This is a genomic window from Pseudodonghicola sp. (genome assembly GCF_048268305.1).
Classification (GTDB): Bacteria; Pseudomonadota; Alphaproteobacteria; order Rhodobacterales; family Rhodobacteraceae; genus Pseudodonghicola.
The window spans coordinates 106723-126596 of sequence record NZ_JBLWVT010000006.1; the positions used below are offsets into that span (position 1 = coordinate 106723).

20 protein-coding genes are annotated in these 19874 nt (G+C 63.6%); 9 read left to right on the top strand and 11 right to left on the bottom strand.

The window, feature by feature from the left end:
- Positions 1-68: 68 nt before the first annotated feature.
- From ACN0V4_RS12640 to fabD, 4 genes are all read right to left on the bottom strand, one after another.
- Positions 69-998 carry an arginase family protein gene (locus tag ACN0V4_RS12640; protein ID WP_417676591.1) on the bottom strand — a complete coding sequence of 310 codons (930 nt, stop codon included), beginning with the start codon at positions 996-998 and terminating at the stop codon, positions 69-71.
- 152 nt (positions 999-1150) lie between these two features.
- Positions 1151-1384, bottom strand: a complete 234-nt coding sequence (locus tag ACN0V4_RS12645; protein ID WP_028091986.1) for an acyl carrier protein — start codon at positions 1382-1384, stop codon at positions 1151-1153.
- Between the two features lie 216 nt (positions 1385-1600).
- Positions 1601-2338, bottom strand: a complete 738-nt coding sequence (gene fabG / locus ACN0V4_RS12650; protein WP_417676593.1) for a 3-oxoacyl-ACP reductase FabG — start codon at positions 2336-2338, stop codon at positions 1601-1603.
- A gap of 92 nt (positions 2339-2430) precedes the next feature.
- Positions 2431-3369 (bottom strand): ACP S-malonyltransferase, encoded by a 939-nt coding sequence (gene fabD / locus ACN0V4_RS12655; RefSeq protein ID WP_417676595.1) that lies wholly within the window; start codon positions 3367-3369, stop codon positions 2431-2433.
- Positions 3370-3509: 140 nt separating this feature from the next.
- Between fabD and ACN0V4_RS12660 the strand changes: the two genes are divergently transcribed.
- The gene (locus ACN0V4_RS12660; RefSeq protein WP_417676597.1) at positions 3510-4733 is read left to right on the top strand and encodes a cytochrome b/b6 domain-containing protein; all 1224 of its coding nucleotides are present in this window, start codon (positions 3510-3512) and stop codon (positions 4731-4733) included.
- A 304-nt stretch (positions 4734-5037) separates the two neighbouring features.
- Here the strand turns inward: ACN0V4_RS12660 and ACN0V4_RS12665 are convergent, their stop codons facing one another.
- The gene (locus ACN0V4_RS12665) at positions 5038-5616 is read right to left on the bottom strand and encodes a YceI family protein (RefSeq protein ID WP_417676599.1); all 579 of its coding nucleotides are present in this window, start codon (positions 5614-5616) and stop codon (positions 5038-5040) included.
- Positions 5617-5735: 119 nt separating this feature from the next.
- Positions 5736-6245, bottom strand: a complete 510-nt coding sequence (locus tag ACN0V4_RS12670; protein WP_417676601.1) for a hypothetical protein — start codon at positions 6243-6245, stop codon at positions 5736-5738.
- A gap of 309 nt (positions 6246-6554) precedes the next feature.
- On the opposite strand from ACN0V4_RS12670, the gene rpsF reads away from it, so the two are divergent.
- The 7 genes from rpsF to ACN0V4_RS12705 all read left to right on the top strand — a co-directional run bounded on the left by rpsF (position 6555) and on the right by ACN0V4_RS12705 (position 10926).
- Complete coding sequence (gene rpsF / locus ACN0V4_RS12675) at positions 6555-6908, top strand: 30S ribosomal protein S6 (protein ID WP_417676603.1); 354 nt, start codon at positions 6555-6557, stop codon at positions 6906-6908.
- 28 nt (positions 6909-6936) lie between these two features.
- Positions 6937-7164 (top strand): 30S ribosomal protein S18, encoded by a 228-nt coding sequence (rpsR, locus tag ACN0V4_RS12680; RefSeq protein ID WP_008328567.1) that lies wholly within the window; start codon positions 6937-6939, stop codon positions 7162-7164.
- A 12-nt stretch (positions 7165-7176) separates the two neighbouring features.
- Positions 7177-7785 carry a 50S ribosomal protein L9 gene (rplI, locus tag ACN0V4_RS12685; protein ID WP_417676606.1) on the top strand — a complete coding sequence of 203 codons (609 nt, stop codon included), beginning with the start codon at positions 7177-7179 and terminating at the stop codon, positions 7783-7785.
- Positions 7786-7873: 88 nt separating this feature from the next.
- Entirely contained in the window at positions 7874-8467 is a 594-nt protein-coding gene (locus ACN0V4_RS12690; RefSeq protein ID WP_417676608.1) for a transglycosylase SLT domain-containing protein, read from the top strand.
- Positions 8468-8678: 211 nt separating this feature from the next.
- Positions 8679-9080, top strand: coding sequence for a helix-turn-helix domain-containing protein (locus tag ACN0V4_RS12695; protein WP_417676610.1), 402 nt, complete (start codon positions 8679-8681; stop codon positions 9078-9080).
- 53 nt (positions 9081-9133) lie between these two features.
- Positions 9134-9835, top strand: a complete 702-nt coding sequence (locus ACN0V4_RS12700) for a helix-turn-helix transcriptional regulator (RefSeq protein WP_417676612.1) — start codon at positions 9134-9136, stop codon at positions 9833-9835.
- Positions 9836-10041: 206 nt separating this feature from the next.
- Positions 10042-10926 (top strand): acyl-homoserine-lactone synthase, encoded by an 885-nt coding sequence (locus tag ACN0V4_RS12705; RefSeq protein ID WP_417676614.1) that lies wholly within the window; start codon positions 10042-10044, stop codon positions 10924-10926.
- 134 nt (positions 10927-11060) lie between these two features.
- Here the strand turns inward: ACN0V4_RS12705 and tig are convergent, their stop codons facing one another.
- From tig to ACN0V4_RS12725, 4 genes are all read right to left on the bottom strand, one after another.
- Complete coding sequence (gene tig, locus ACN0V4_RS12710; RefSeq protein ID WP_417676616.1) at positions 11061-12395, bottom strand: trigger factor; 1335 nt, start codon at positions 12393-12395, stop codon at positions 11061-11063.
- A gap of 191 nt (positions 12396-12586) precedes the next feature.
- Positions 12587-13696 (bottom strand): porin, encoded by a 1110-nt coding sequence (locus tag ACN0V4_RS12715; RefSeq protein ID WP_417676618.1) that lies wholly within the window; start codon positions 13694-13696, stop codon positions 12587-12589.
- Positions 13697-13864: 168 nt separating this feature from the next.
- On the bottom strand, positions 13865-15667 hold the full coding sequence (locus ACN0V4_RS12720; protein WP_417676620.1) for a calcium-binding protein: 1803 nt from the start codon (positions 15665-15667) through the stop codon (positions 13865-13867).
- 234 nt (positions 15668-15901) lie between these two features.
- Positions 15902-16822, bottom strand: coding sequence for a LysR family transcriptional regulator (locus ACN0V4_RS12725; protein WP_417676622.1), 921 nt, complete (start codon positions 16820-16822; stop codon positions 15902-15904).
- A gap of 102 nt (positions 16823-16924) precedes the next feature.
- Between ACN0V4_RS12725 and ilvD the strand changes: the two genes are divergently transcribed.
- Positions 16925-18775, top strand: coding sequence for a dihydroxy-acid dehydratase (ilvD, locus tag ACN0V4_RS12730; protein ID WP_417676624.1), 1851 nt, complete (start codon positions 16925-16927; stop codon positions 18773-18775).
- Between the two features lie 63 nt (positions 18776-18838).
- Here ilvD and ACN0V4_RS12735 read toward each other — a convergent pair whose 3' ends face one another.
- On the bottom strand, positions 18839-19849 hold the full coding sequence (locus ACN0V4_RS12735) for a class I SAM-dependent DNA methyltransferase (protein WP_417676626.1): 1011 nt from the start codon (positions 19847-19849) through the stop codon (positions 18839-18841).
- Positions 19850-19874 lie beyond the last annotated feature (25 nt).

The window sequence follows — 19874 nt, forward strand, 5'->3', positions numbered from 1 at the left end:
GTTCGAGAACCGCTCTTACCCCGCTCGCCCCCTCGGGGGCAAGAGAAACGGCATAATCCCGCAATTGCCTACCGCTGCCCGCCGATCAGACCAAGGACCGAGGTCAGAAGCTGCGCCGCCGTGCGTGCCCCCTCGCCGTCCCGATCGCGCGCAGCCATGAACTCCACCATATCGAAGGAGACGATCCGCCCCCGCGCCGCCACCGCCCGGATCAGCCCCAGCGCCTGCGCATAGCTCAGCCCGCCGGCCGTCGGTGCGATCACCGCCGGCATGATCGAGGGGTCGAGCGCGTCGCAATCAAAGCAGATGGCCACACGCGCCCCCGCGGGGATCAGATCGGCCACCGCCTGCGGATCGCCGAACTGATGCGCCGGGACCAGGTGCACACCCCAGTCGCGCGCCGCCTGCAGATCGGTCATGCCGGCCGATCCGACCCCACGGGCACCGACCTGGATGATCCGCTCCACATGCGCCATCTCGCTGGCCCGTCGCATGGTCGAACTGAGACCCAAGGGCTCCCCCTCGACCGACTCGCGCCAGTCGATATGCGCGTCGATCTGCAGAATGGTCAAAGGCGCATCACTATCGCCAAGCGCCTCGATCAGCGGGATCGGCAGAGAATCATCTCCCCCCAGCAGCACCGGCACCGCACCAGCCGCCAGAATCTGCCGCGTCGCGGCGGCGATGGCGGCCCGGTTGCCGGCGCCGTCAGCGGGATCGACCGCCAGATCGCCAGCATCAACCGCGCGCACGCTGGCAGGCAGCACCGGCCCCAGCAGGTCAAAATTCACCTTGCCCAGATTGCCGGAATAGGCCGCAGCCCCCGCCCGGATCGCCGCCGGCCCACCGGTGCAATAGGCGCCCACCGACGGGTAAGGCGTGGCGCAATCGGCGCCGAAGATCACGATATCGGCCTCGAGCGCCTCAAGATCGCCCGCCGGCAGCCCCAGAAACCGCGTGGCCTCGCCTCCGCCGAACATATCCGCCAAATCCGCCATGCCGTGCCCCTCCCTCATGGATCGCCCCAGCAAGATGCCAGCGCCGCCGGCCGGACAAAAGCCCCGACCGGTGAAAACCCCGTCGCAGCATAGAAAAAGGCGCCTTCCCGTCTGGGAAAGCGCCTTTCGAATTCCAGCGATCCGAGGTCAGATCAGGAGGCTTCGGTGATGAATTTCACCGCGTCGCCGAAGGTCTGGATGGTCTCGGCCGCGTCATCCGGGATCTCGATGCCGAACTCTTCTTCGAAGGCCATCACCAGCTCAACGGTGTCGAGGCTGTCAGCGCCCAGATCGTCGATGAACGACGCATTCTCGGTCACTTTATCCTCTTCAACACCCAGATGCTCAACAACGATCTTCTTCACGCGATCTGCGACGTCGCTCATGTCTCTTCCTCATTCCATAGAGGCCTAAGGCCCCAGTTTCGCCCTTACCCGGTCGGGATGGCTCTCGGTTTATGCCCGGTCCGGGCGGCTCGATCCCGGTGGCCCGGGATATGGACAGACGGCCCCACAGACATGGGCGCCGCCCCGAATATTCGCCGGCTATAGCATAGTCCGGCGCAGAGGCAAACGCTTTCGCACGCGGGCGAAAACCGCCCCTTAAAGCATGGCCATCCCGCCGTTCACATGCAAGGTCGCACCTGTCACATAAGCGGCCTCGGGACTGGCCAGGTAAAGAACCGCCGCCGCGATCTCCTCGGGCTGGCCCATCCGGCCCGCCGGGATCTGCGCGTCGATCTTGGCCTTCTGATCGTCGGTCAGCTTGTCGGTCATCGGCGTGGCGATAAAGCCCGGCGCCACCGCGTTGACGGTGATTCCCCGGCTGGCGACCTCATAGGCCAGAGATTTCGACATGCCGATCAGCCCAGCCTTGGCGGCGGCATAGTTGGCCTGCCCCGGGTTGCCGGTGGCGCCGACGATCGAGGAGATATTGATGATCCGCCCCCAACGCGCCTTCATCATGCCGCGCATCACGCCCTTGCTCAGCTTCATCGCCGCAGTCAGGTTGACGTCCAGCACCGATTGCCATTCGTCGTCCGACATCCGCATGAACAGGTTGTCGCGGGTGATCCCGGCATTGTTGACCAGAATGTCGACGCTGCCCATCGCCTCGGCGGCGCGCTTCGGCAGCGCCTCGACCTCGGCCGGATCGCTCAGGTTGCAGGGCAGCACGACGGCGCGCTCGCCCAGCTCGGCGGCCAGCTCCTGCAGCGGCGCCTCGCGCGTGCCGGACAGCGCCACAGTGGCCCCCGCCGCATGCAGCGCCTTGGCGATCGCCCCGCCGATGCCGCCCGAAGCGCCGGTGACCAGCGCCGTCTTCCCCGTCAAATCGAACATCTCATCTCTCCCAGCCGCCCACGGCGGCGCAAAAGTTTTCAAAAACTTTTGCCAAGATTTTCGCGAAAATCTTGGCGCTTGATGGCAACCGCTCAGCCCAGGCTGTCGACCAGAGCCTTCACATCCTCGGGCGTGCCCACCGCCTTGCAGGCGATCTCCCGGTCGATCTTGCGGATCATCCCCGACAGCGCCTTGCCGGCACCGATCTCCCAGGCCTCGGTCACCCCTTGCGCGGCCATATAGAGCACGCTCTCGCGCCAGCGGACCGAACCGGTCACCTGCTCGACCAGCAGCGCCCGGATCAGATCGGGATCGCTCACCGCCTCGGCGCGGACATTGGCGATCAGCGGCACCGCCGGCGCCTTGATCTCGACCCCGGCCAGGGCCTCGGCCATCACGTCGGCGGCCGGCTGCATCAGCGCGCAATGGAACGGTGCGCTCACCGGCAGCATGATGGCGCGCTTGGCGCCCCTCTCCTTGGCGATGGCGGCGGCACGTTCCACCGCCGCCTTGGTGCCGGAAACGACGACCTGGGTGGGATCGTTGTCATTGGCGGCCTGGCAGACCTCGCCCTGGGCGGCGTCCTCGGCCACGGCACGCACCGCCTCCAGATCAAGACCCAGGATCGCGGCCATCGCCCCCTCGCCCACCGGCACGGCGCTTTGCATCGCCTGGCCACGGGTGCGCAGCAGCCGCGCGGTATCGGCGACCGAAATCGCCCCCGCCGCCGCCAGCGCCGAATATTCGCCCAGCGAATGGCCAGCCACAAAGGCAGCTGACGCGATCGTGATCCCCTCGGCCTCAAGCGCCCGCATCGCCGCCAGCGAGGTCGCCATCAGCGCCGGCTGGGCGTTCTGGGTCAGGGTCAGGGTGTCAATATCCCCCTCCCAGATCAGGCTGCTCAGGCTTTCGCCCAGGGCCTCGTCCACCTCGTCGAACACGGCTTTCGCAGCCGGATAGGCGGCGGCCAGCGCCTGGCCCATGCCGATGGTTTGCGCCCCCTGTCCGGGGAAAACGAATGCACGGCTCATGCCGGTCCTCCTGACTAGTTTGCCGATCGAAATAGACTGCGCGCCCGCTCTGTGCAATGGCGCGCCCAGCCTGTGCCCTTGCGCGGCTTGTTAGAATCCCCGCACTCCCTACCCTGACGGCAAATTGCTAGGAGAGCTTTATGACCCTCGCCAATACCACGCGCAGCTACGGCGCCGTGACCAAGACCTTCCACTGGCTGACCGCGCTGCTGATCTTCACGGTTCTGCCGCTGGGCTGGTTCGCCGCCGACCTGGCCGAGCAGGTGCGCGACCCCGCCGCTTCGGCCAGTGATGCCGAAATCGCCCGCGCGGCGCTGCTGTTCTCACTGCACAAGACCGTGGGCGTGACCATCTTCTTCGTGGCGCTCCTGCGCATCCTCTGGGCGCTGACCCAAAGGAAGCCGGGCCTCTTGAACGCCGAAAACCGGCTGGAGGCGACCGCGGCCGAGATCGCCCACTGGCTGCTCTACGGTTCTCTGGTGTTGGTGCCGCTGACCGGCTGGATCGACCATGCCGCCACCACCGGATTTGCCCCGATCCTCTGGCCCTTCGGCCAATCGCTGCCCTTCGTGCCGAAAAGCACCACGGTCTCGGCCATCGCCGGCGGCGCGCATGTCATCCTGATGTGGGTGCTGGTCGGAGCCCTGGCGGCCCATATCGGCGGCGCGCTCAAGCACTTCGTCATCGACCGCGATTTCACCCTGCAACGGATGCTTCCTGGCTTCGGCGAAGGCCCGCAACCACCCGCCGGCAAGCATGGGGTGCTGCCGGCGCTTGTCGCCGTCGCCATCTGGATCGCAGCCCTTGGCGGCGGCGCGGCCACCGGCATGCTGACCCCGCCGGAGGGCGCGCCGCAGGCGGCCAGGCTGGCGGAGGTCGCCTCTGATTGGACCGTCGAGACCGGCAGCCTCGCCATCACCGTCCAGCAGATGGGCAAGCCGGTCGCCGGCAGCTTCTCCGACTGGACCGCGGCGATCACCTTCGACGACCCCAGCGCCCCCGGCCCGGCCGGCAAGGTCGACGTTCAGGTCGCCATCGGCTCGCTCACCCTCGGGTCGGTCACCACGCAAGCCTTGGGAGCAGATTTCTTCGACGCCGGGCAATTCCCGACCGCAACCTTCGCCGGCCAGATCGAAAAGACCACCGATGGATACGTCGCCAAGGGGCCGCTGACCCTCAGGGGCGCGACCGTCGATATCGAGCTGCCCTTCACCCTGGCGCTCGACGGCGATACCGCCACGATGGAGGGTTCAACCACGCTCGACCGCATGGCCTTCGGTATCGGCACCAGCATGGCGAACGAAAGCTCCCTGGGCTTCAGCGTCAAAGTCGAGGTCAATCTGACCGCCACGCGCGGCCATTGATCTCCACCGAGGCCGTCGCAGACAGCTGCGGCGGCCTTGGCGACACCGCCCGCCGAGGCGGCGGATCACCTCGTAACTCCGGCCCCCGGTATAAACGCCCCCTTCGACCTGGAGGCAAATATCCCGGGGGAAACGGCCAAAGGCCGTTGGGGGCAGCGCCCCCTCTCTCCGACGCGCGATGCGCTCCCTCCCTCAGCCCTTCTCCGCCCAGAGCGAGACCCCAAGACGGAAAAACCGCCGGCCCCTCCTCGGGGACCGGCGGTCTATCGCTTTAGACCTCTGCTCCGAAACGGATCAGGTCAGATCAATTGTCGGCCTTCATCGCCTCGATCGAGATTTCGACAGTCACCTCGTCGCCGACATAGGGGGCGAACATGCCCAGGTTATAGTCGCTGCGGATCAGCGTGGTGGTGGCGCTGAAGCCGGCCCAGGGTTTGCCCGCCATCGGATGGTCGCCGGCCTGGTTCAGCACCGCGTCCAGCACCACCGATTTGGTGACGCCATTCAGGGTCAGATCGCCGGTGATCAGCGCCTCTTTCTCGCCGGTCACTTCGATGCCGGTGGATTTGAAGGTGACGGTCTTGTCGTCGCTGGCGCCGAAGAAGTCGGCCGACATGAAATGTTCATAGCGCGGCTGCCAACCGGTGATCATCGAGCTGACCGGCATCGACACCTCGACGCTCGACTTCGCCGGATCTTCCTGATCGAACATGATTTCGCCCTCGAAGCCCCCGAACATGCCATAGCCGGTCGAGAAACCGAGGTGGTTGTAATGGAACACGATCTGGCTGTGCCCCGAGTCGAGAACGTATTTCTCCGGCGCCGCGAAAGCGGCGGTGGCGGCGACGGTCGCGAAAGCGGCGGCCAGAAGGGTGGTTTTCATCTTCAGCATCTCCATTGGATGGTGCGGTTGCGCATGGCCCCAAAATGACGCGCCGGCGCCGGCAAACAAGGCCGCAAAATCCAACAGGATCTGTGAGTTGGCGAACACTCGCCGAAAATTCAGTTGCAAATGTTCACAAGTCGCGAAAGCTGTTCGCGCAGCGCGGCGCGCTGATCAGCGTCCTGCAGGCCCAGCCGCAGCAGCAACCGCCCCTCCATATCATAGAGCGCGACGCCGTGGCGCTGGAACTGCACCCGCCCGAGGCTTTCATAACTGCGCCGCAGCACCGTTCTGGGGCGCCCCTCGGCGCCGGGAGCCAGCACCCGAACCTCGCGCCGGATCGGATCGAAGCAGGCCCTGGGGCGCTGCACCCCGTCGGCGAGCGTCATCAGCGCGATGCCACTCAGCAGGAAGAACAACGAGACCCCCAGCTTCATCACCACCAGATCGGTATCGGTCTGGCTGCCCGGCAGGAACCACATCGCCGCAGCGGTCACCACCAGGAAACTGCCGAGGCCGCGAAGGAGAACCGCGCCAAGCCCGCGCCAATGCCAGACGGCGACCACAAGCGCCCCGCCCCGCTGCGCCCGGCGCATGACCCCGCGTCCCGCGACTTTGATCTTCGACATGACTGGTCCCTTTCCGGCACGTTCCTGACCACGACGATGGGCGATCGGGCCGCCTCTGTGGTCTTGGGATCAGTCTGCGCCGAAAAGCGGCATTAATGCGGCACCCCCCGGGCATTCGCCGGGCAGCCGCAGCGAGCGCTGCAAATCATCCGGCGCCGGGCTTTCAAGCAAGGGTTGCCCAGGCGGTGAAATCCTGTATAGGAGGCCATCCTTTCGCAAACTATCTAAACCGCGCAGTCTCTCGTGGCGGGGCCGCGAAAGGAGATGGCCTCACCTATGAAATGCGCCTTGACAGAAACAGGAGTCTACATGCCCCTCTACGAGCATGTCATGATCGCGCGTCAGGATCTTTCCAACGCGCAGGCTGAAGGTCTTATCGAACACTTCGGCGCCATTCTGGCTGATAACGGCGGCAAGATCGTCGACAGCGAGTACTGGGGCGTCAAGACGATGGCCTACAAGATCAACAAGAACCGCAAGGGCCACTATGCCTTCCTGAAGACCGACGCGCCCGCCGCAGCGATTCAGGAAATGGAACGCCTGATGCGTCTGCATGACGACGTGATGCGCGTCCTGACCATCAAGGTCGACGCCCACGAAGAAGGCCCCTCGGTTCAGATGCAGAAGCGCGACGAGCGCGAACCGCGTCGCGAACGCCGCTGATCAACGCCTGAAGAAAGGACGCTAAGACATGGCTGCTAAACCGTTTTTCCGCCGCCGCAAGGTCTGCCCCTTCTCGGGCGACAATGCACCCAAGATCGACTACAAGGACACCAAGCTGCTGCAGCGCTATATCAGCGAACGCGGCAAGATCGTGCCCTCGCGTATCACCGCCGTTTCGGCCAAGAAGCAGCGCGAACTGGCCCGTGCCATCAAGCGCGCCCGCTTCCTCGCCCTGCTGCCCTACGCCGTGAAGTAAGGAGATAAGCAGATGCAAGTTATCCTTCTGGAACGTGTGGCCAAGCTTGGTCAGATGGGCGATGTCGTCGACGTCAAGGCCGGCTACGCCCGCAACTACCTGCTGCCGCAACACAAGGCGCTGACCGCTTCGCAAGCCAATATCGCGGCTTTCGAAACGCAGAAAGCCCAGCTTGAAGCGCGCAACCTGGAAACCAAGAAAGAAGCCGAGGCCCTGGCCGTGAAGCTCAACGGACAACAGTTCGTCGTGATTCGCTCCGCCTCCGACGGCGGCAACCTCTACGGTTCGGTCACCCCGCGTGACGCCGCAGACGTGGCCACCGCAGCCGGCTTCACCATCGACCGCAAGCAAGTGGTCATCCCGACCCCGATCAAGGAACTGGGCCTGCATGCCGTGCATGTCAGCCTGCACCCGGAAGTCGACGTCGTGATCACCGTCAACGTCGCCCGCTCGCCCGAAGAGGCCGAGCTGCAGGCGTCGGGCAAGTCGATCCAGGAACTGGCGGCCGAAGAAGAAGCGCAAGCTGAATTCGAGATCTCGGAACTGTTCGACGATCTCGGCGGTGCCGCTTCGGACGAGGACGAAGGCCCCGCTTCGGCGACGGAAAACAGCGCCTCCTGATCCCACGGATCAACGCCAAGATATCGGGCCACGCGAGCGATCGCGTGGCCCTTTTCATTCCTCGTGTCCGGCGAAGGCGACCCACGAAATGGCATTGTCCCAGCATTTCCTCGGCAATGTGCCGCCCATGACATATGGTTACCTTCTTGATGCCACGATTTCGCGCTATACTAATTTAAATTTCACCACTTCGGATGGCCTGATGACACATACCACCCGCCGCCGTGCTCTGATGCTGCTTGCCTCACCCTTGCTTGCCGCCGCCTGCGCTCCGCGCATGAGCAGCTCCAGCCGTAATGATCCGAACGATCCGCCGCTCTATCCCAACGAGACGCCTGAGCTGCGCCAGCTGATCAACAAATGGGCCGACCACTACGAGGTTCCCCGCCCGCTGGTCCAGAAGATCGTCCTGCGCGAAAGCACCCACCGCCCCGACGCGCGCAATGGCCCCTATCTCGGCCTGATGCAAATCCACCCGAGGACAGCCCAGGGAGTGGGCTTTCATGGCCGCGACAAGCAGCTTCTGGATGCCGATATCAACCTGAAATACGCGGTCAAATACCTCCGCGGTGCTTGGATCGTCTCTGACGGCAGCTATGACAAGGCGATCAACTGGTATTCGAGCGGCTATTATTACGAGGCCAAACGTCGTGGCCTGCTGGATAAAATCGGAAAGATCTGATTGCTGCCGCAGCTATCTGTCCCCGGCGACCTCCGACGCCGGAGAAAGCAGACAACTCTAAGGCGATTTCAATTGTCTTGCCCGCTGTCATGCGGCAGGATCATGCGCGTCAGACCCTGTTTCCCGGCTCAGCTCCCACCAATCGGGGCGATGATGTTGTTTCCTGTTGTCAGGATCGACCCATGCCAAACGAAGACTGCAGGTGAAAAGTATGAACAAGATTGACGTTCTCGTGGGACAGCGCATTCGGGCCCGTCGCTATGCCCTCGGCATCAGCCAGACCGAGCTGGGCGAGGCTATCGGGGTGAAATTCCAGCAGATCCAGAAGTACGAAACCGGCGCCAATCGCGTCAGCGCCTCACGCCTGTGGGCGGTCGCCGAAAAGCTCGGGGTCGACGTGCTTTATTTCTTCGAGGGCATCCGCCCCGCCGAAGACAGCGAGGTCCCCACCGACAACCCGGTCGACCACATGGACTTTCTGTCGGATCAAGATGCCATCCTGATGATGGAACTGTTCCGCAAACTGCCCGGACCGCAACGAAATGCGGTTCTTAGTTTCATGCGCTCACTTGTTATTAACCCAAAGCAGAAGAATATGGGGTTGGCCAGCTAAGCCGCCGCCCCCCTCCGGGGTCCGCGCGGTCCAGGAAACAAGGAGACATCGAATTGGATCTGATCGATCTCAGCGCAGTTCCAGATGCGGAAGACAATTTTACGAACTTCCTCAATGAGTTGTGTGAAGATCTCGAATTCGACTATGCCTCCTACGCCACCACGCATCCGATTTCGGGCGATGTGCAGGGCTATGCCAATTACCCGGATCAGTGGAAATTCCACTATATGAAGCAGGGCATGCACCGCTTCGACCCGACCATCTATCAAAGCGTGCGCAGCATCGCGCCAGTCGACTGGAGCCGCTTCGTCGATGACGAGAAGTTCCGCGCCGTCTTCTATGACGCCCGTGATTTCGGCATCACCAATCGCGGCATCACCGTCCCCGTCCGTGGCCCCTATGGCGAATGCGGCCTGCTCAGCGTCACCCGCGACTGCTCTGACGAGGAGTGGATCAAGCTCAAACGCGCGGTGATCGGGGATCTGCAGTTCGCGGCCGTGCACATGCATGACAACGTGATGCGCACGGGCGTGCTGCATTCGGCGCTGCGCCGCCCCACCCTCTCCACCCGCGAATTGCAGATCCTGCAATGGACCGCCGCCGGCAAGAGCCAGCAGGACATCGGCGACATCCTGTCGATCTCGCACCGCACGGTCGAGGTTCACCTGCGGTCCGGCCGCGAAAAGCTGAGCGCCTTGACCACGGCGCAAGCGGTCGGGCGTGCCATCGGTCTGGGCCTGATCTTTCCCGCCTGAGCCGCGCCTCTGGGCTGATTTGCCGCAGTCAAAATAGACAAATATCTGATTTATCAGAAAATTCTCGCCCAGATTTGGGCAGAGAAGCTGACGTTTCCTGACGTCAACTTGCCCGTAAAACCGGGATTTACGGGAATCCCCTAATGGAGATTGACGCCACTATAGCTAACGATCCGTAAACACACGAGTAGCGGTAGGGGAAAACCATGATTATCGTGATTGACGGATTGAACAAACACAAGTTCCCGGACATCCTGGACGAGATGTATCGTCTCAGGGCCCGGGTCTTCGAAGGCCGGCTAGGCTGGGACGTCAGGGTGACCGACGGCAAGGAGATCGACGAATTCGATTCGCTCGATCCGACCCATGTGGTGTGCCTGGATGAAGACGGCGATGTCGTGGGCTGCATGCGTCTGCTTCAAACCACCGGGCCGCACATGCTGGCGGATGTCTTCTATGCCCTGCTGGATGGGGAGCCGCCGCTGCGCAGCTCGCGCATCTGGGAGGCAACGCGCTTCTGCGTCGACACCAAGAAGCTGACGGGCACCAAAAAGCGCAATTCGATTTCCTATGTCACGAGCGAGGTGATGGTGGGGGCCTTCGAATATGCGCGCGAAGCCGGGGTTCTGGATGCGGTGGCGGTGATTGATCCGGTGATGAACCGGGTGATGAAGCGGTCGCGCAACGCGCCTTATGATTATCTTGGCACGCCGAAACCGATGGGCGTGGTCACCGCAATGGCGGCATTGATGGATTGCTCGGACGAACGGATCGACGGTATCCGCGAATTCGCCGGCATCGACCACGACGTCTTCCTCTCTGATGAGGCGGCACGCACGCTGTTCGACAAGAACCGCAAGCCCGCCCGGCCGCGGCTCGATGTCGAGACGGACAGCATCAACGCGCTGCAGCAATATTGCTATGAGCAGGTGACCCAGGCCGAGAGCGAAGAAGAGATGGATGCCGCCCTCGCCCTGGTCGAGGCGCTTTCCGAAAAATTGGGGGTCGCACCGTCAGAGCCGCTGAAACAGCTGACTCGCGCCAGCCAGGAACGCCGCCAGGAAAAGGCCCTGACCTCAACCACCGACTGACGACAGAACTAAATCGCCACTTGGAAAAGGGCCAGCTCGTGGGGGCGGCCCTTTTTCGTGTGCGCACCTGCCGGATACAGAAAGGGCCGCCCGATGGGGCGGCCCAGAAGGGGATCGAAAGCTCCGATCCGCTCTTATTCGTCGTTTTCCAGCGCTTCGACGGCTTTCTCCAGCTCGTCCTTGCTGACATCCTTGTCCTCGACCTTGGCGAGTTCGCAGATATAGTCGATCACCTTGTCTTCGAAGATCGGCGCCCGCAGCTGCTGCTGCATCTGCGCGTTTTGCTGCACGAACTCAAAGAACTGACGTTCCTGGCCCGGGTACTGACGCGCCTGGTTCATGATCGCCTGGGTCATCTCGGCGTCGGTCACCTTCACTTCGGCCTTCTGACCCAGCTCGGCCAGCAGCAGGCCCAGACGAACCCGGCGCTCGGCCAGTTTCTTGTGCTCGTCGTTGGGTTCCATCGCGCCATGATCATGGCCGTGATCTTCCGGATGCTCTTCGTGATAGAGCTGATGGGCGATCTGGTTGGCCTCAGCGTCCACCAGACCTGCCGGCAACTCGAAGCTGACCAGTGCGTCCAGCTTGTCCAGCAGGTCGCGCTTCAGCACGGCGCGGGCGGCACCGGCGTATTCGGCTTCCAGCCGTTCGCGGATTTGGCCCTTCAGAGCCTCGAGATCTTCCGAGCCGAATTTCTTCGCCAGCTCGTCGTCGATCTCGGCAGCCGCGGGGGCCTTCACCTCTTTGATGGTGCAGGTGAAGACGGCCTCTTTGCCAGCCAGGTGCGGCGCCTGATATTCTTCCGGGAAAGTGACGGTGACGTCTTTTTCCTCACCGGCCTTCACGCCGACCAGCTGCTCTTCGAAGCCAGGAATGAACTGACCCGAGCCCAGAACCAGCGGGTAATCTTCGGCCGAACCGCCATCGAAGGCTTCGCCATCGACCTTGCCGACGAAGTCGAAGACAATCTGATCGCCATCCTCGGCGGCAGCGCCCTCTTCCCGGGCCTGGTAGTCCTTGGCCGCGTCGGCCAGGTTCTTCAGCGCCTCGTCGACAGCAGACTCGTCGGCCTTGACGACCATCCGCTCCAGGCTGACCGAGGACAGGTCCACCTCGGGGATGTCGGGCAGACGCTCATAGCTCATCTCGACGTCGAGATCGTCGCCTTCTTTCCAGTCCTCGTTGGTCATCTTGACCTCGGGCTGGAACGCCGGACGATCGCCGCTCTCTTCGAAGTGCTTGTTCATCGCGCTGTCGATGGTTTCCTGCATGGCTTCGCCGAGCAGACGTTGGCCAAACTGCTTTCTCAGCAGCGCCATCGGAACCTTACCCTTGCGGAAGCCCTTCATCTCGATGTCCGGCTGGGCCTCGAGCAGCTTCTCGTTCACTTTCTCGTCCAGCTCCTGCGCCGTAACCATCAGCTTGTAGGCGCGCTTGAGCCCTTCGTTCAGCGTTTCGGTGACCTGCATCCTATTCCCCATAGAGTCGAAAGCGCGCGAAAGCCGCGCGCACAGCAAATTTGTGGCCTTCTATGTGCCCCGGCCTTGCTGCGCAAGGGCCATTGCGGTTTTGACCGCCAAAACCCGGGCATAAGGGCCGAAACGCCCCGGCCCGCCGCGGCATGCAGCGGGCCGAGGGTCATATTGCAAAGATGCCTGGATCAGAATTTCCAGCGCGCGCCGACCAGCACCAGATTGGCATCGTTGTACGAGGTGCCGCTGTTGTCCGAGAAGCTGTAGTCGCGATAGCTGACATAGGCTTCGACATGGTAGTCGTCGAATTTCTGCACCAGGCCCACACCCCAGGATTCGGATTCAGAACCGCTGCTGATCAGATCGGACCCGCTGTAATAGTCCACGGACATCGAGGTGGTGCCGACCGAGAAGAACTTGGCCTGATAGCCGAGCTTGGCATAGTAATAGTTGCCGCTGGTATCACGGTCGCCATAGGACAGGGTGCCGTTCAGACCCGAAGCATGCTCCACCGAGACCGACGCGATGGTATCGCGAATGTCCGAACCGCTGGCCTTGTCGGTCCAGGCCACAGCCATGGAGCCTTCCATGTTGTAGTCGCCGAACTTGTTCTGGTAGCGCAGCGCGATGTCGTAATAGTCGTCATCGACGTTCGATTTCAGGATCTCGGTCCCGTAGGAGGTCGAGAGCACGAAACCGCTCAGCGACGGGGTATCATAGCGGATACGCCCTTTCCGACCGCCGTCGAAGTTCGCGAAGGCATCATTCAGCGTGATGCCCGACAGAGCCCCGGCGCTGGTGGTCAGCTCATAGGCGCCAGCAGCGTCGATCAGCGACTGGCTCACAACCAAAGTGGTGCCCGACAGGTCGCTCCCCGAGGCGCCATCGCTCGCCATGCTGCCCTGACCGACCGAAACCTTACCGAAGTCGCCGGCCAGGCTGAAGTCGACATGCCGCAGCTTGGTCCGATCCCACTTGAGGTTTTTCGGCTCGCTGGTCTGGGTGACCGAAGCGGAGGATTTCAGCCCCAGCGCCGTTTCGAATTGGAACTGGAACTTGTAGGCGCCGAAGGGCTGGCGCAGGTAGAAGCCGACACGGCTGTTCGAGTTGGTGTTGTCCACCAGATCGTTATAGGTGTTCACGCCGTCGTCGAACGACATCCAGGTCGGGTCGAACTGACCGTAGAAGGTAAAAGTCCCCCCTGAGGCGTTTTCATAGGTCGGGCCGGCAAGGGCCGGGCCGGTCAGGCCTACGGCCAGCGCTACGGCCGACAGGCCGGTGCGGAAAGATGCGGTCATCTTGTCATCTCCTGAGATTATTCCGGACGCGAGTCTCAGTCCCGCGTCTCTCCGCGTGAATTGAACCGAGACGTTCAGTTTAGCAACAGGCGACGTAGCGAAAAATGAAAAATCCGGGCGCAATGCGCCCGGATTGACACGATTCCCAAGATCAACCTGCGGTCGGAATCAGAAGAGGAGCAGATCGTCGCGCAGGCCGTGCAGGTCAGTAACCCCTTTCAGCAAAACGGAATCTCCGTCTCCGAAATCGAACAGCACACCCGCCTTGGTGACGCTGGCGAATTCGGCGATCACCATCTTCCGGGTCAGCTCCCCGTCCCACAGCGCGCGATCCAATTCCAGTACATCGCCCGAGGCGAAATCGAGAATCTTGTCGGCACCATCTCCCACATGGAACAGGAAATGATCGTCCCCCGCATCTCCCCGCAACTGGTCATTGCCGCGGCCACCCAGCAGAATGTCATCACCCCGCCCACCGAACAGCCGGTCGTTGCCCTCACCGCCGTTCAGCCGATCATGGCCACCGCCGCCCTCCAACCGATCCCGCCCGTCGCCGCCCAACAGGATATCGTTGCCCGCCGCGCCCTTCAGCGTGTCGCGCCCGCCGTGGCCCTCGATCTGGTCGTGCCCCCTGCCACCCTCCAGCAGGTCTCCCGCTTCGCTGCCGATGATCAGATCGGCCTTGCGGGTGCCTTCAACCGTCTCGCCGCCTCGGCCTGCCTGCAGCATGTCTTCGCTCAGGCCATAGCGGTAAACAGTCTTGTCGATGGTGATATAGATGGTGTTGTCGACCCCCACCCGCACATCGTCGATGCCGGTGTCACCCTGGGCGAAGCCGGCGCTCAGCACGTGCGAGGTGTCGACAACCCCGTTCCGGTCCAGAATGGTCAGCACGATGTCACGGGCGTTCAGGTTGATCTGCTCGCTGGTCACCACCGCGATGCGGCCATCCGACATCATCGCCGCCACCGGCAGGAAGCCCGAGGTGCCGGTATCCCCGACCGTGGCGGTCAGGTCGATCGCCTTGCCGATCTTGTGACCGCCTTCGTTATAGAACTGGGCGTACCAGATATAGGGAAGACCATCATCGACGCGATGATTGTAGAGAATCGCGAAACCGCCATTCGAGGTCGCCACAGCCACCGGCGGAATGCTCCAGGACGCGTTCGAGGCATATTGCACCGCCCCGTTGGGATAGGTGACCACCGGCGGAACATAGACCGCAGTATGGGCCTGCTTGACCCCGGAATCGATGACGGCGAACGAGACGCCCTGCCCCTCGATCAGAGTGGAATTGGTGCCCACCTTGACCGGATAGTAGAAGGTATCGACGAAGGGCACCACGATCCGCCCGTCGGTCAGCGTGGCGAACCCGCCCGAGGTCTGATCATCGGCGATCGTGGCCGGGTTCCCCTCCACCTCATTGGCGAGATAGGGATCGCCGATCATCTCGCCGGTGGAATCATATTCCACCACCCGGGTATCGTGCAGTTGCGACCGCGTCCCGAAATGGCTTTCGGGGTCCACCACCACCTGAGTGCTGTAAAACGGCGCATCCCGCCCCACCAGAACCGAAAAGCCACCAGTCTCAAGATTGACCGAGATGGCAAAGTTGCTGGGATAGGAGACCGTGCCGCCCTCGACCGTCGGCACCTGGACGAAATCGGTCAGCGGCACGCCGTCGGCATCGAACAGGCGGAACACCGGCTCGTTCCCGTAAAGCCCGACGATCGTGCCATTCGGCAGCACCACCGTATCGACGAAATACGGATGGCTGTTCTGATGCTCGGCATATTCGACATCGACGGAAATCTGCGTGCCGTCCCGCTCGTATCGGGTAAGCTCACTGCTCATGTAGACGGATTTGGCGGTGCCCATCGCAATCAGCCCGCCGTCACCGTCGACGGCAAAAGCGGGGGTTGAGGCGGTGGCGCCGATGGTAAAGGTCTTGCCAATCTTGGCGAGTGCCATGAGACGTTCCTCCGGACATGGCGGCCGGCCGGAACCGGCATCTAATGTCTGATCACTGCCCCGGGCGAGCCCGGGCAGAGAATGAAATTCGGATAGTACAAAGTCATGGACGGCGGGCCGCCCGATCTTGAGCGCCGTGCGAATGACGACAAGGGCACATGTTCAATTCCGTGCCAATAAAGGTTAACATGACCTGCCCCCCGAGTCATCGCTGAACCTGCCCGCGCCACCCGGTCAGGCGTTTGGCGCAAGAACCGGCACGCTCTCCACCATCCGAAGGAAATTCTCCAGCGTCGGGGTGTCGTCGTCGCGGCGCCAGACAATGCCGGTCTCGAGCTGCGGCGCCTCGCCCGCCAGGGGCAGATAACGCACGCCCGACCGCGCCAGATGCCTGAGCGAGGCCGGCACCAGCGCGATCCCCATGCCGGCCGAGATCAGGCTGATGATGGTCTGCATCTGCACCGCGTTCTGCACCACATGGGCAGTGCCGCCGCGCGCCGCGTAATAGCCGGTGACCAGGTCATAGAAGGATGGCGCCGCCGGGCGGGGAAAGACGATCAAGGGCGAGGAAATCACCGCCTCGGGCGGCAGCCGTCCGGCCTCGACCCGCAGCCGGCCTTCCACGATCCAGCTTTCCGGCACCGCGGCGATCAACGGCTCCGACACCAGCCTGCGATAGGCGAACCCCGCCGGCAGCACCGCATCCTCCTGCGGGATGACGATGCCCACATGCCCCCGCCCCTCGCGCAGGGCGGCGATCTGCACGTCGCTGGTGGCCTCGGTCAGGGCGATCTCGACCTCCGGATAGAGCGCGCGAAACCGTGACACCAGCATCGGCAGGATGCTGTAATCGGCGGTGCTGACGAAGGACAGCTCCAGCCGCCCGGAATGGCCCAGCCGGATCTGTTCGGCGATGCCCCCCAGCGCCGCCACGCTGTCGAGCGCCTCGCGCACATGCGGCAGCCAGGCGGCGCCAAAGGCGGTCAGTGCCACACTGCGCCGGGTCCGTTCGAACAGCGGCGCGCCCAGCTCGCGCTCCAGCGCCTGGATCGACTGGCTCAGCGGCGGCTGGGTCATCCCCAGCCGGGCGGCGGCACGTCCGAAATGCAGCGCCTCGGCCACGGCAACAAAATGCCTGAGCTGACGAACATCCATGCCACTTATATCCCCAAAGACCCAATTGACGCACAATAATATATTTCACCCGCAGAAGCGAGGCGTATAGGGTGCCTCGACTCATTCAAAAGGGAGGGTTCGATGCCCAGATATCGTTCGAGAACCAGTACCCACGGCCGCAACATGGCGGGCGCCCGGGGACTGTGGCGCGCCACCGGCATGAAGGACGGCGACTTCGGCAAGCCGATCATCGCCATCGTCAACAGCTTCACCCAATTCGTACCCGGCCACGTCCACCTGAAAGATCTGGGCCAGCTCGTCGCGCGCGAGGTCGAAAAGGCTGGCGGCGTCGCCAAGGAATTCAACACCATCGCGGTCGATGACGGTATCGCCATGGGCCACGACGGCATGCTCTATTCGCTGCCCTCGCGCGAGATCATCGCCGATTCCGTGGAATACATGGTCAACGCCCATTGCGCCGACGCCATGGTCTGCATCTCCAACTGCGACAAGATCACCCCGGGCATGCTGATGGCGGCGATGCGGCTGAACATCCCGGCCGTCTTCGTCTCCGGCGGGCCGATGGAGGCCGGCAAGGTGGTCTGGGACGGCAAGGAAACCGCGCTCGACCTGGTCGACGCCATGGTCGCCGCCGCCGATGACAGCTTTTCCGACGAACATGTCGCCGCGATCGAACAGGCCGCCTGCCCCACCTGCGGCTCGTGCTCGGGCATGTTCACCGCCAACTCGATGAACTGCCTGACCGAGGCTCTGGGCCTGTCACTGCCGGGCAACGGCTCGACGCTGGCCACCCATGCCGACCGCGAAAAGCTCTTTGTCGAGGCCGGCCACCTGATCGTCGATCTGGCGCGGCGTTACTACGAACAGGACGACGCCAGCGTGCTGCCGCGCAACATCGCCACGGTGCCGGCCTTCAAGAACGCCATGTCGCTCGATATCGCGATGGGCGGGTCGACCAATACGGTGCTGCACCTGCTGGCCGCCGCGAACGAGGGCGAGGTCGATTTCGACATGTCCGATATCGACGCGCTCAGCCGTCAGGTTCCGGTGCTGTGCAAGGTGGCCCCGGCCAAGAACGACGTGCATATGGAAGACGTCCACCGCGCCGGCGGCATCATGTCGATCCTCGGCCAGCTTGACCGCGCCGGTCTGCTGGATACTTCGGTGAAATCGGTCCACGCCGAAAGCCTGGCCCATGCGCTGGATCGCTGGGACATCACCCGCACCAATTCGGACAGCGTGCACGAATTCTTCCGTGCCGCCCCCGGCGGGGTGCGGACCGAGGTCGCCTTCTCGCAATCGCGCCGCTTCGACACCCTCGATCTCGACCGCGAAAACGGCGTGATCCGCGACGCCGACCACGCCTTTTCCAAGGATGGCGGTCTGGCCGTGCTCTATGGCAATATCGCCGAGGATGGCTGCATCGTGAAGACCGCCGGCGTGGATGACTCGATCCTCACCTTCTCGGGGCCCGCGCGCATCTTCGAAAGCCAGGATTCGGCGGTGAACGGCATCCTGACCGGCAAGATCAACCCGGGCGACGTGGTGCTGATCCGTTATGAAGGCCCGCGCGGCGGCCCCGGCATGCAGGAAATGCTCTACCCGACCTCCTACCTCAAGTCGAAGGGCCTGGGCAAAAGCTGCGCGCTGGTCACCGACGGGCGGTTCTCCGGCGGCTCGTCGGGCCTGTCGATCGGCCACGTCTCGCCCGAGGCGGCCGAAGGCGGCGCCATCGGCCTGGTCGAGGAAGGCGATATCATCGAGATCGACATCCCCAACCGCAAGATCCACCTGGCGGTGGAGGATGCGGTGCTGGCCGAACGCCGCGCCAAGCGCGAGGAAAAGGGCTGGCAGCCGGACGAACAGCGCAAGCGCAAGGTGTCGAGCGCGCTGCAGGCCTATGCGGCGCTGACCACCTCGGCCGCCCGCGGCGCGGTGCGCGACGTGCGCCAGATCCAGGGCAAGAAATAACGCCCGCATACCGGAGGCTCAGGCCTCCGGCAGCTTTGTGGCGGGCCGCTTCGGCCCGCCGCCTCAAGCGTGCAGCATGATGCTTTCGCCTTCGGGGCTGTCATCGCCCCGCCCCGCCGGTCGCTTGACCGCCTGGACCACCAGCCCCCAGATCGGCGCGCCGCGATCCTGGCGCAGCACCCGGCGATCCATCCGCACCTCGAAGCCCGCGTGATCAAGCAGCGCCGCCAGCGGCTCGGCCGCATGGGCATAGCGCCGGCTTTCCCGCAGCACATAGGCGCCCTGCCCCTCGTGCGCCTCGACCGTAAAGGCGAACCGCCCGCCCGGACGCAGCGCCTGGGCGACCCAGCCGACGATCCGCTCCAGAGCGCCCAGATAGGCAAAGACATCCGCCGCGGTGATCAGATCCCATTGCTCCGCCCCCGGCGCCAGCGCGCTCAGGTCGCGTTTCTCCAACCGGTCATAGATGGCTTTCGCCTCGGCCTCGCGCAGCATCTCGGCCGAGATATCCCAGCCCTCCAGCCAATCGGCGCCACTGCGCAGCTCCACCCCCATCAACCCGGTGCCACAGCCCAGATCCAGCACCCGGCCGAAGGGGGCCGCCAGCCCCTCGCTCAGAAACTGCGGCGCGCGATAGTCCAGCTTGTCGACCAGCGCCGCGTCGAACTCGGCCGCATATTGATCGAACAGCGTCTCGACAAAGGCCGAAGGCATGGTATCGGCCAAGGAGCGGTCGCGCAGCAGGTCGAGCTGCAGGCTCGCCCCCAATCGGTCCTGCGGATCGGTGGCAAGCGCCGCCTCGAAAGCGGCAGCCGCCGCCGGCAACCCCGCCCCGGCGCGGATCTCGCCCAGTCGGAACCAGCCGGCCGCCCAGCCTGGCACCAGATCGAGCGCTTGAAGATAAAGCTCACAGGCCGCGGCGGGATCGTCAGGCAACAGCGCTTCGGCATAATCGGCACGGCGATCTGCGATCAGATCGCCGGAAGACATCGAAACAGGGATCATCGAGGTCACGGAAAAACACGGGCTCAGTTGCCCGCAATCGTCCTTTACCCGCGCCGCATCGCCGGTCAAGAGCTGTCCTCGATACCGCCCCGCC